This is a genomic window from Serratia sp. CY37869, assembly GCF_052168895.1.
GTDB classification, from domain to species: domain Bacteria; phylum Pseudomonadota; class Gammaproteobacteria; order Enterobacterales; family Enterobacteriaceae; genus Serratia; species Serratia ureilytica.
The window spans coordinates 212,456-223,603 of record NZ_JBJNLU010000005.1 but is presented as its reverse complement, the minus strand read 5'-3'; the positions used below and the strand labels follow the sequence as shown (position 1 = coordinate 223,603).

The 11,148-nt window shown below is 55.0% G+C and carries 10 protein-coding genes; 5 read left to right on the top strand and 5 right to left on the bottom strand.

Going from position 1 to position 11,148, the window contains the following annotated elements; translation table 11 throughout:
• Positions 1–436: 436 nt before the first annotated feature.
• From ACJ8J1_RS22530 to ACJ8J1_RS22510, 5 genes are all read left to right on the top strand, one after another.
• Complete coding sequence (locus tag ACJ8J1_RS22530) at positions 437–1,216, top strand: 2OG-Fe dioxygenase family protein (RefSeq protein WP_033645137.1); 780 nt, start codon at positions 437–439, stop codon at positions 1,214–1,216.
• A gap of 79 nt (positions 1,217–1,295) precedes the next feature.
• Positions 1,296–2,435, top strand: a complete 1,140-nt coding sequence (locus tag ACJ8J1_RS22525; RefSeq protein ID WP_033645136.1) for a trans-sulfuration enzyme family protein — start codon at positions 1,296–1,298, stop codon at positions 2,433–2,435.
• Between the two features lie 5 nt (positions 2,436–2,440).
• Positions 2,441–3,379: a phosphotransferase gene (locus ACJ8J1_RS22520; RefSeq protein ID WP_080273428.1), complete on the top strand. Its 939-nt coding sequence runs from the start codon at positions 2,441–2,443 to the stop codon at positions 3,377–3,379.
• A 103-nt stretch (positions 3,380–3,482) separates the two neighbouring features.
• Positions 3,483–4,745 (top strand): ATP-grasp domain-containing protein, encoded by a 1,263-nt coding sequence (locus ACJ8J1_RS22515; RefSeq protein WP_033645134.1) that lies wholly within the window; start codon positions 3,483–3,485, stop codon positions 4,743–4,745.
• Complete coding sequence (locus tag ACJ8J1_RS22510; protein ID WP_033645133.1) at positions 4,735–5,685, top strand: hypothetical protein; 951 nt, start codon at positions 4,735–4,737, stop codon at positions 5,683–5,685. The genes ACJ8J1_RS22515 and ACJ8J1_RS22510 overlap by 11 nt, the downstream gene beginning before the upstream one ends.
• Positions 5,686–5,752: 67 nt before the next feature.
• Here ACJ8J1_RS22510 and ghrB read toward each other — a convergent pair whose 3' ends face one another.
• From ghrB to ACJ8J1_RS22485, 5 genes are all read right to left on the bottom strand, one after another.
• Positions 5,753–6,730, bottom strand: a complete 978-nt coding sequence (gene ghrB / locus ACJ8J1_RS22505) for a glyoxylate/hydroxypyruvate reductase GhrB (RefSeq protein WP_033645132.1) — start codon at positions 6,728–6,730, stop codon at positions 5,753–5,755.
• A gap of 73 nt (positions 6,731–6,803) precedes the next feature.
• Positions 6,804–8,072, bottom strand: a complete 1,269-nt coding sequence (locus ACJ8J1_RS22500; RefSeq protein WP_033645131.1) for an MFS transporter — start codon at positions 8,070–8,072, stop codon at positions 6,804–6,806.
• Positions 8,073–8,211: 139 nt separating this feature from the next.
• Entirely contained in the window at positions 8,212–9,177 is a 966-nt protein-coding gene (locus ACJ8J1_RS22495; RefSeq protein ID WP_033645233.1) for a sugar kinase, read from the bottom strand.
• A 7-nt stretch (positions 9,178–9,184) separates the two neighbouring features.
• Positions 9,185–9,937, bottom strand: a complete 753-nt coding sequence (locus ACJ8J1_RS22490) for a sugar phosphate isomerase/epimerase family protein (RefSeq protein WP_033645130.1) — start codon at positions 9,935–9,937, stop codon at positions 9,185–9,187.
• A gap of 165 nt (positions 9,938–10,102) precedes the next feature.
• Positions 10,103–11,137: a LacI family DNA-binding transcriptional regulator gene (locus ACJ8J1_RS22485; RefSeq protein WP_004933951.1), complete on the bottom strand. Its 1,035-nt coding sequence runs from the start codon at positions 11,135–11,137 to the stop codon at positions 10,103–10,105.
• Positions 11,138–11,148 lie beyond the last annotated feature (11 nt).

The following is an 11,148-nucleotide window of genomic DNA, read 5'->3' as shown; positions in this document are numbered from 1 at the left end:
GCGAGGGAGCCGCAAATAGCATTCAGCGGCGTAGGGCGCTCTGTGTCCGGCAGATGCGCATCGCCAGGCCTCGCAGCCCATTAGGCGGGTAGGGTTGGAGGATAAAGGTTTTGCGCCGATTCACCTGGCGTCATTTGAAAACCCGTATGCAGCGTAGACTTTCGCTCACCGCGTACAAGTGAGATGAGGTCAGGTAGCAATGAAAAACAGCGCAAGTCTGGTTTCGATAAATAAGTGGAAAAGAAATCTATAAAAGTCTCTTTCGCACTTTTTAGCGTGCAGGAAGTTTAAAGAATAAATAATCAAGCTCTTTTATTTGTGAAATGAATTACTTCACTTGAAAAACAGGGAAGCATTTGCTGTTCAATGTTCATGAGCATTGCGGTGAACATCAATATGTCGTTATTCCAATCAGAGTAAAAAGGAAGATTGCACGATGATTCGTGGTAACATTAAAGAGTTTGAGAACACACTTGAGTGCCGTGTGAGCGCATACCCCATGATGACAGATGTAGGGTATTGCAAATTGGCTTCGGATGACTTTAACCTTACCGATGCGCAAAAATCAGACTTAAGTATTATTCAGCGGCATTTCGATACGCTTGCTCTGGATCCCTACGGTGAAAATGCGGGGCGCTATCGGCAGCACAGTAAATATGTGCTTTTACCTTGCTTTAATCTCTTGATTCCTCAATCTTCCGAACACGCCTACAGTTACAAACAAGATGTCGGATTTAATGATGAAGTCGTTGAGGAGGCAAGGAAGTTTCAGCCTGTTCCAAACGAAATTTTGTCAAATAATCTGATCACGTCGCTTGTCCTGCATGATTTTAAAAACTCCCCGTTACATGAGTATGCTTCCACGATTCCCATGGAGGTCGGCATTCACTTCATCAGAATGAAAGCGACGGTTGATGCGCCGGGGATTTCCGTACCGAATCGACTTCATAAGGATGGCGAGCCTTGCACCTGGATACATTTGATCAATCGTGATGGTGTTTCTGGCGGTGAGAACATCATTACAGATAACACTAAGACGAACATCCTGTGTAATGAGGCGATGCTCAAACCGCTGGACTCCATCGGCATCGTTGATGATCTAGTCTGGCACCAGGTGAAACCGGTTCATGTAGATGGGCACGGTAAGGTGGGCTTCCGCGATGTCATATTAATCGATTTCACCCCGATGTTCGCGGTGCCAAATAACCCATCGTAATAAAGACTCACATGAACGGGGGGATCCTTTATTCAAGGCATGCCCCCCACTTCCTGATACTCGAAAATAGGCAGTAACCGTGTTAGCAAAAGAAACTCTTGCCGTTCACAGCGGGACCATTATCGACGAAATGCATGGTGGCATTCTTTCTCCGCTATTCTCCGCGAGTTCTCACAAGCATCTTGATATGACAGAAGATGTCTATCCAAGACATGGTAACTTACCCAATCAACGCGCCGTTGCCGAGAAGATGTGCGCATTGGAAAGCGGTGGTGAGGCCGCTCTGGTATTCAGTTCCGGTATGGCGGCTTTCGCGACGGCGATGCTTTCGCATTTAAAAGCCGGTGACCATATTGTTTTACAAAACGGCGTGTATTCAGGTGCGCTCAAGTTTGTACAGAATCATTTTGCAAAATTAGGCATCACATACAGCGTTTCGGAGAGTTGTGAAGTAGAGAGCATCATCGCATTAGTCCATTCGAATACGCGAATGATATATATCGAAACACCGACTAATCCGTTGCTTAAAATCCTGAACATTGAGCTATTGACCCGATTCGCCAAGAGTCGGGGGGTGTTCACCATTATTGATAACACCGTGGCGACGCCGATCAACCAAAACCCTCTGGAATATGGCGTCGATTTGGTATTGCACAGCGCCACCAAGTTTTTGGGCGGCCACGGCGATGTGTCAGGCGGCGTGGCTGTCGGCAGTGAAGAGTCCATTGCTGCAATGGCCGAATATATGAATGACTTTGGCGGGTGTCTGAACGCGCAGTCATGTCATCTGCTTGAGCGAAGCTTGCGCACGTTGGCCATTCGAATGAATGCCATTAACCGCAACGCGATGGAACTGGCCAGCCGTTTAAATGAGCACCCTAATGTGACGAACGTGTTCTATCCGGGGTTGCCGAGTCATCATAATCATAGCGTAGCCCGCGAACAAATGAGGGGGTTCGGCGGCATGGTCAGCTTTGAAATCGCCCCGCGGTTTGACGCGACAAGTTTTCAGAAGAAGTTAAATCTCATCGTCCCTTCCAACAGTTTGGGGGATTTGGAGACCACGCTGAACTCGCCTTATCAGGCCTCATCGTCGTTCAGAAGTCTTAGCGAGCAGGAGCAGAAAAAATCAGGGATTACGAGGCAATTAATACGAATGTCAGTCGGCATCGAAGACGTTAATGACTTGTATGAAGATTTGCATCAAGCGCTCAAGTGAATGATATGGAATTAGAAATGCAAACAGGCTCAACGTTGAATAGTGATGAAGTTCACCGCATAGAATCTCTTTATGGGCTGACGGTAAAAAGCAGCGCCTTCTTGGGGATGGGATCTGGCAATACCAATTACTGCCTCGAAACGGATATCGGCCGCTGTGTTTTCAGCATTATTGAAGAGCAAAGCCGTGATGATGTTGAGATCATGGCAAAGACGCTGGTATGGCTGGAAGCACATGATTATGAGACCTCCTTGCTGGTCAAACCCAAAGGGCAAGAAAGCTATTCAATTATATTAAGGGGCAAGCACTCTCTATTAAGAACCTATATGGATGGCGCCGTCCGCCGGGATTTCAACGAACATATGCTCAGGCAGCTCGGTGTTGCCATGGCGAAACTGCATACGATCCCCGTCCCTAATTTCTTAACAGACTCAGTCTTCTATGAGCAGAAAAAGTTCATGGATGCCCTCGATGCCAATATCGATCAGGATTATGAGCGCTGGGCCAAAGATAGACTCAGGCATCTTGCCGTAGAACGCATCAGCGGCTTGCCTACCTCTGTCATCCACTCCGATCTTTTCTATGACAATATGCTGTTTGAAGGCGAGCAGTTCGTCGGCATGATAGATTTTGAGTTGACCTGTATTTATCACTCCGTTTTCGATATCGCCATGGCGATTGTCGGCACCTGCGGCATCAATGGGACGCTGTCGCCGGAAAAAGCGAAGCATATCATCGCGGGTTATAATTCTATAAGAATGCTTGAAGCGCGCGAAATTAAGGTGTTGAAAACCTATACGGAATACGCCGCCATCCTGACATCTCTTTGGCGTTATTGGCGGTATAGAATCTATCAGCCGGGTGGTGATAAATCTGATAAATATCGCGAAATGACAAGCCTGGCTAAAAGTATTGAACGCACCGACTTCTCACAAATTTGCTGACACGTTCCCTTCATAAAGTAAAAGGGCGTCGAGCGTAAATTCGACGCCAAGACAATCGAACGTTAATATTCGGCCCTGATTATAGTACGGAGTAACCCGCTGCATGGACATCAAAGACACGAAAAAAATCGTCATCCTCGTTGACGCCTACTCATCCGGAAATGATGTGGCACCGGAATTCAATAAAAAAGGATACGGGTGCGCGCACATTCAAAGTCGAGAAGATATCCCGGCGAAGCTGCTGAATAGCTACAGAGGGGATGATTTCTTTATCAGTTTGCAATACACAGGGGATGAGATCCTCAATCAATTGCAAGAGTATGATGTTATCGCGGTGATTGCAGGCTGTGAAACAGGCATTGAACTCGCAGATCATCTGGCTGAGCTTCTGGACCTGCCCGGTAACGATACCGGCACGAGCCGTTCTCGCAGGAATAAATACCTGATGCAGGAGTGCCTGAAAAATAGCGCGATCAATCATATCCCCACGCTCCGATTAACTACCCTTAAAGACGCCACGCAATATGCGACCGAGCTGTTTAAAAAATACCGGAAGCTGGTGCTAAAACCCGTTGACAGTGCAGGCACGGACTCCGTTTTTGTTTGCAAAACGGTTGAAGAAGTTGAAGCTCATTCGGGTGATTTGTTCAAAAAAAGCAATCAGCTCAATTTAAAAAATGAAGTCATTATTCTGCAGCCTTTTATTGAGGGGGAAGAGTACGTCGTCGATACTGTCAGTTATCAAGGCCGTCACAAGATCTGTGCGATATGGAAGATGGGCAAGGGCAGTTACAACGGGGCCGATTCCATCTGTGAGTTCACCGAACTGACCTCCTTCGATGCGCAGAATCACGCTCAGCTCAAAGATTACATCTTTAGCTGTCTGGATGCTTTAGGGATCACGTTTGGCGCAGCGCACTCGGAACTGTTTTTAACCAAAGACGGTTGGACGCTAATTGAAACCGGGGCCAGACCGCACGGCGCGGGTTTTCCGGCGTTGTCATCCCTGGCGTTGAAGCGCACGCAGATTGACGAACTGGTACTGAGCGTGTGTTCAACCGAGGCATTCCTGGAAGCGGTCGCAGAGGAATATAAACCGTTAAACTATTTAAAAATTAAAGAGCTGATATCTTTTAGCGCTGGCACTATCAAGGCTGTTAAGCATGTCGATACCATCGCCGGTTTGCCATCCTACAAGAAATCAAATCTGCCGGATGTTGATCAGGAAATAAAACTCACGACGGACGTTTACAGCTCTCCGGGCTGGATTGCGTTAAGCCACCGTTGCGCCGATCAGCTCAATGCCGACTATCAATATATCGTTGGCCTTGAAAGTAAGGGCATGTTTGAAGTCTATGAACAGTAAAATCAAGGCGTCCGGCCCAACGTACATTCTTGGATATTGCATCCTGGGTGCGGCCATAGATGTTTTTCTCTCAGGTTTGTTGCAGAGCATCGATCTGTTCGTATTATTGTTTTGGACTTTCACCTTGACCTGGCTCGGTTTCTTTGTGATCTCCGTGCTGTTTTTCCCCGTCAAGCTGCGAGCTTGCCTCAACGCCTGGAAGTTAATTCTATTATTGAATATCTCTACGCTGGGAGCTTGGGTTGGGCTTTTCGTTGGGTTGAAATGGACGGAGCCCTCCATTCTGGTGGCCATGCTTTTTGGACTGAGCCCGATCATTTCTGTTTTCATTGAGATTTATAACCGAAATTCGGTGGGTGTAAAAAACATCGTTATATCCGTGATGCTGGCTTTTATTGTCGCCGTGCTGATGATATTGGCCGTGAAAGGGCAGCGTTTTAACCCCTTCGATTCAAACACCCTATTTGTTCTGGCGCTTGGCTTAGTGTGTCTCGTCACCTCAACCTGTATGGCTGTCGGCACCTATATTGCAAAATCATTGTCCAAACAAGCGTTTAACGCCGTCAATATTCAGTCGTTCAGATTTCCCTTGCTCATTGGCGTTTGCGCGCTGATGTTGCCGAGCGAAGGCGTATTGGCAACGACGCAATCCAGCTTCTGGATGTACCTGCCGATCATCGTCATATTAGGGAATATATTGCCGCTATGGATGCTGCAAAAGGGTATTGAACTCACCAGCGCCTTGACCACCAACATTATTGTGAATGTTTCACCCTGCATTACGCTGTTGCTGGAGGTTTTTGACCCGTCGATAGCCTACAGCCATATGAAACTGGCGGTGTTGGTGATGCTGCTGCTGGTCATGCTGATCGCCAATGACGACGTGGGCAAATTTGTCGTCAGCAAGATAAGGGGGAAGCCCGTGAGTTTGACGGAGTGAAGATACTCCGTCGATGGCCGCAAAAAGCGGCGAGGCCGGCGATCCGCAGATCGCCGGCCTCGATAAGTTATTTCTGCAACAGCTGCGGGTTGACGCAGTTTTCTTTCACCGTGCCGGTCAATGCCGCGATCAAGTTATCCACCGCGCAGGCGGCCATGCCGTAGCGCGTTTCATGGGTGGCGGAGCCGATGTGCGGCAACGCCACCACGTTCGGCATGCTGAGCAGCGGCGAGTCGGCCGGCAGCGGTTCCTTCTCGAACACATCCAACCCCGCGGCGTGGATCACGCCGTTTTGCAGCGCTTCGATCAGCGCCTGCTCATCCACCACCGGCCCGCGGCCGGCGTTGATCAGAATGCCGCTTTTCTTCATCTTCGCCAGCTGATCGCGGCCGATCAGATGGAAAGTTTGTTCGGTCAGCGGCAGCGTGATGCAAACGAAATCCGACTCGGCCAGCAGGGTATCCAGATCGCAGCGGCGGGCGTTGAAGCGTTGCTCCGCCTCTTCGTGCGTGCGGCGGGCGTTGTACAGCACCGGCATGCCGAAGCCGAAGTGCGCGCGCTGCGCCAGCGCCAGGCCGATGCGGCCCATGCCGAGGATGCCGATGGTTTTGTGGTGCACGTCGACGCCGAACCAGTCCGGCCCGATGCTGCCGCGCCATTCGCCGGCCTTGACCCGTTCCGCCACTTCCACCACCCGGCGCGCCGTCGCCAGCACCAGGCTCATGATGGTGTCGGCGACGGTTTCGGTCAGCACCGTCGGGGTGTGCATCAACAGCACGTTATGGGCGTTGAGCGCCTCGACGTCGAAGTTGTCGTAGCCGACGGAAACGGTCGAGGCCGCGCGCAGTTTGGGCGCCTGCTGCAGGAAGGCTTCGTCAATTTTGCCGCCGGAACCGATGATCCCTTCGGCCTGCTGCAACGCCTGGCGCAGTTCCTCGCGGTTCTCCGGCTGCAGGCCGTTGAACGCGTGTACGGTGAAGTGTTGTTCCAGACGTTCACGCAGGTCGGCGGGCAGGCTTTTGTACAATACGATAGAAGGTTTCATCACGAACTCCAGCTGGGCCAAAGGGGGCCTGGCGCCCCCTCGGGTTGATTGACAGAGAAAAAGTATAACCGGATCAAGCCATCTGCGGCTGGATCTCGTTGCGGGCGGGCTTGACGATCAGCGTCAACACCACCGCCACCACCAGTGCGATGGCCATAAACATGTAGGAAGCCGCCGGGCTGCCGGTGGCGCCGTTCAGGTAACCGACGAACCAGGAACCGAAGAACGAACCCAGCGCGCCCATGCTGTTGATCAGCGCCATGGCGCCGCCGGCGACGTTTTTCGGCAGCATTTCCGGAATGATGGCGAAGAACGGCCCATAAGGGGCGTACATCGCGGCGCCGGCGACTACCAGCAGGCCGTAAGAGATCCAGAAATGGTTGGTGCCGACGGCGTAAGAGCCGAAGAACGCCAGCGCGCCGATCAGCAGCAGCGGCCAGACAAACAGCTTGCGGTTTTGCATTTTGTCCGACGCCCAGGAGACCACGATCATGGCGATGGTCGCCGCCAGGTAAGGCACCGCCGACAGCCAGCCCGCTTCCACCATACCCATCTGCATGCCGCTGCGCAGGATGGAAGGCAGCCACAGCACGAAGCCGTATACGCCGATGCTCCAGGCGAAGTACTGCACGCACAGCAGGATCACGTTGCGCGAACGGAAGGCTTCGCCGTAGTTGCGCACGGCCTTGATGCCTTTCTGTTCTTCGTCCAGCTGCTGTTGCAGCGCCTGTTTCTCATCGGCGCTCAACCAGCCGGCCTGCGCCGGTTTGTCTTTCGCCAGCACCCACCAGCAGAACGCCCAGATGACCGCCGGAATGCCCTCGATGATGAACATTTCGCGCCAGCCGAAGGCGTGGATCAGGTAACCGGACACCACCGACATCCACAGCACCGTCACCGGGTTGCCGAGGATCAGGAAGGTATTGGCGCGTGAACGCTCCGATTTGGTGAACCAGTTGCTGATGTAGATCAGCATTGCCGGCATCACCGCCGCTTCCACCACGCCGAGGATAAAGCGGATGGCGGCCAGCATCGGGATATTGCTCACCACGCCGGTCAGCGAGGCGCAGCCGCCCCACAGGATCAGGCACCAGAAGATCAGTTTTTTGACGCTGCGGCGCTCGGCGTAGATGGCGCCGGGAATTTGGAAGAAGAAATAACCGAGGAAAAACAGCGCGCCCAGCAGCGAGGCCATGCCCTTGGTGATGCCGAGATCCTCATTGATGCCGGCGGCGGAGGCGAAGCTGAAGTTGGCGCGATCGAGATAGGCCAGGCTGTAGGTGATAAACACGATGGGCATGATGTACCACCAGCGTTTGGCCGCGACAGTCGCTTTGTTCATGTTCAGTATCCTTCAGTGGTGTTGCATCCCTTTCGCCCAGCCCGTTGGGCATGAAAGACGAAGGGGCAGATGCTCTCCCGACGCGTCCCGGTTGTAGGGCCAGAGGCTGACGTCATGCGGAGAAGTCGTTTTTTTATTGTTATTCGGCCAGCGCCGCGCGGGTCGGCAGGCCTTCGCTGTCGCCGATGGCCTGGATCGCCAGCGAGCCGATTTTGTTGCCGCGTTGCACCGCCTGTACCAGCGTTTTGCCTTCCAGCAGGGCGCTGAGGGTGCCGACGGCAAAGCCGTCACCCGCCCCTACGGTATCCACCACGTTGTCGACCTTGACCGCGGCCACCGCCGCTTTATCGCCGGCGGCGGTTTTAAACCAGGCGCCGTCCGGGCCGGTTTTGATGATCACCGCCTGCACGCCGCGCTCCAGATAGAAATCGGCGATGCCTTCCGGCGTCGACTGGCCGGTGAGGATCTGTCCCTCTTTCAACCCCGGCAGCACCCAGTCGGCGGCGAACGCCAGCTGGTTCAGTTGCTCGATCATCACCTCGCGACTGGGCCACAGCACCGGGCGCAGATTGGGATCGAACGAAATGGTTTTGCCCATGGCGCGCATCTCGCGCGCCGCATGGTGGCACAGCGCCAGCGATTCGCCGGACAGCGCCGCCGCCACGCCGCTCAGGTGCAGGTGGCGCGCGGAACCGAAATACTCGCGGTTAAAATCGGCAATCGACAGGTGGCTGGCCGCCGAGCCCTTGCGGAAATATTCCACGCTGGGATCGGTACCATCGGTGGTTTTGGATTTCACCTGAAAACCGGTCGGATAGTGGCCATCGACCGTCACCTGCCGGTAGTTGATGCCTTCTTTTTTCAGCTGCTGCAGGGCGAAGCGGCCGAACGAGTCATTGCCGACGCGGCTGACCCAGCCGACGTTCATACCCAGACGCGCCAGGCCGATCGCCACGTTCAGTTCGGCGCCGGCGATGCGTTTGGTGAAGGTTTCCACCTCCGCCAGGTCGCCGGTTTGCGCCGCCACGAACATCGCCATGGCTTCGCCCAGCGTGACCACATCCAGGGGCGTCTGCTGCGCCGTCGTTGCCGTTAACGTTGTCATCATGGGGTTACTCCGCACGCAAAATATTGACGTAATGACGGGTGACGGCCTCCAGGTCATCGCCCTGCAACGGGAATTCGATACCGCGCGGCGCATCGTGCGGCAGGCAGGCCAGCAGATCGCGCCAGCTGCCGTCGGTATCGTCCAGCGCGACGGCGCGCCAGCCGCGCGGGCCTTGGGTGGCGGCTTTGACGTGCACGTAACCGACGTGGCGGGCCAGGCGCTCGGCGGCGGCGAAGGCGTCTTGCCCCACCCACAGCCAGTTGGCCATATCGAAGGTCATGCTGACCGGCAGGTGGCTATCTTCCGCTGCATGGAAAAAGGCGTTCAGCATCGACAAAATGCCGCAGTCCGGCGTTTGGTCGTTCTCGACCACCAGTTTGACCGGATGTTGCTCCAGCGCCACTTTCAGCTCGGTAAAATCGAAGCCGGGGCGGAAATGGCCGAGGGAGAGCTTCAGCTGGCGCGCGTTCAGCGCCTGCGCTTCCGCCAGCAGCGCCGGCAGGTCGGGATTCAGCGTATGTTGCGGAGTGAACAGCGCCTCAGGGGCGGAATAGACGGCGAACAGCTGCTGGCGTTCTATCTCCTGGGCCAGCGCAGGCAGGCTGTCCAGTTCGCCGGCGGCGAACAGTTCGCGGCGGATCTCCACCCCGTCGGCGCCCGCGCCGGCAATGATGGGCAACAGCGCGCGCTGGCCGCCCTGTTGTTTGACGGTATCGGCGCCGTAGGCGCCGGTGACCACGATGATTTCTGTTTTCATTTTGACTCCTGAGGCGGCATTGTCGCCGCCGCTGCTGTTACCGGTACGTTAAATGGAACCGGTTCCAGTAGAAAGCGACAGAGTGTAAAAATATGATCGCAATCACGAAGCTGAGCAAAAAACAGCCGATGAAGGCGGGGCGGTTAAGGCCCCGGAGAAGGCGGGTTAGCGGGTGGTGGAGCCGCGGACGATCAGCTCGCCGGAGAACATCTGCTCGCCGCTGGGGGCGGCCAGACCCTGAATACGCTGCACCAGCCGCTCCAGCGCCGCGTGCCCCATTTGGTAGGTGGGTTGTTTCAGCGTGGTGATGCCGACGCCCGCCAGTTCCGCCCACTCCAGCTCGTCGAAGCCCAGCAGGCCGATGTCGTTGCCCCACTGGATGCCGAGCCGGCGCATGGCGCGCGCCACCTGCAGCGTCAGGGCGCCGTTGGCGGAGATCACCGCCTTGCGCATGCCGCGATGACGGCCGCTGAAATCGCTCAGCACCTGTTCCAGTTTTTGCCGATCGTTGAGCGGCGTTTCGGCCTGCTCCGCCAGCAGCGCAGGGTGCTGCGCCATGGTATGCCTGAAGGCGTGCAGGCGTTCCAGGCGGGTATTGACCGTACCGAGCGGTTCGCTGAGGAACAGGATCGCTTCGAAGCCTTGTTGCAGCAGGTGCTCGGTGGCGACGGTGGCGGCTTCGCGGTTGTTCAGGCCCACTACGTCGCAGGCGAAGTCGGGGATTTTGCGGTCGATCAGCACCATCGGCAGCATCGACTGTTGCAGCGTGGATAACGCTTCCTCGCGCATGCCGACCGCGTTGACCACGATGCCTTCCACCCGGTAACTGCTGAGCAGCTGCAGGTAGTGCTGTTCCTGATTGACTTCGTTGTTGGTGTTGCACACCAGCAGGGTAAAGCCGTGTTGGCGGCAGGCGGCCTCGATGCCGCGCATCACGTCCACCGAATAGGGGTTGGTGATATCGGCGAGGATCAGGCCGATCAGGCGTGTTTGGCCGCCCTTCAGGCTGCGCGCCATCTGGCTTGGGCGGTAGTCGAGCTGCTGGATCGCCTGTTCGATGCGCTGTTTGAGATCGTCGGAAAGCAGGTGCTGTTCACCATTCAGATAGCGTGACACGCTGGTCTTGCCGGTTTTGGCGATGCTCGCTACATCGCTGATGGTGGCGCGTCCTGAGGCGCGCGTTGCCTTGACAGTGCTCACAGCCGATCCCT

What these genes read in the sequence shown, in the direction of transcription:
- ACJ8J1_RS22530 (WP_033645137.1), top strand. Translation starts at nt 437, where the DNA reads ATGATTCGTGGTAACATTAAAGAGTTTGAGAACACACTTGAGTGCCGT.
- ACJ8J1_RS22520 (WP_080273428.1), top strand. Translation starts at nt 2,441, where the DNA reads ATGGAATTAGAAATGCAAACAGGCTCAACGTTGAATAGTGATGAAGTT.
- ACJ8J1_RS22515 (WP_033645134.1), top strand. Translation starts at nt 3,483, where the DNA reads ATGGACATCAAAGACACGAAAAAAATCGTCATCCTCGTTGACGCCTAC.
- ACJ8J1_RS22510 (WP_033645133.1), top strand. Translation starts at nt 4,735, where the DNA reads ATGAACAGTAAAATCAAGGCGTCCGGCCCAACGTACATTCTTGGATAT.
- ghrB (WP_033645132.1), bottom strand. Translation starts at nt 6,730, where the DNA reads ATGAAACCTTCTATCGTATTGTACAAAAGCCTGCCCGCCGACCTGCGT.
- ACJ8J1_RS22500 (WP_033645131.1), bottom strand. Translation starts at nt 8,072, where the DNA reads ATGAACAAAGCGACTGTCGCGGCCAAACGCTGGTGGTACATCATGCCC.
- ACJ8J1_RS22495 (WP_033645233.1), bottom strand. Translation starts at nt 9,177, where the DNA reads ATGACAACGTTAACGGCAACGACGGCGCAGCAGACGCCCCTGGATGTG.
- ACJ8J1_RS22490 (WP_033645130.1), bottom strand. Translation starts at nt 9,937, where the DNA reads ATGAAAACAGAAATCATCGTGGTCACCGGCGCCTACGGCGCCGATACC.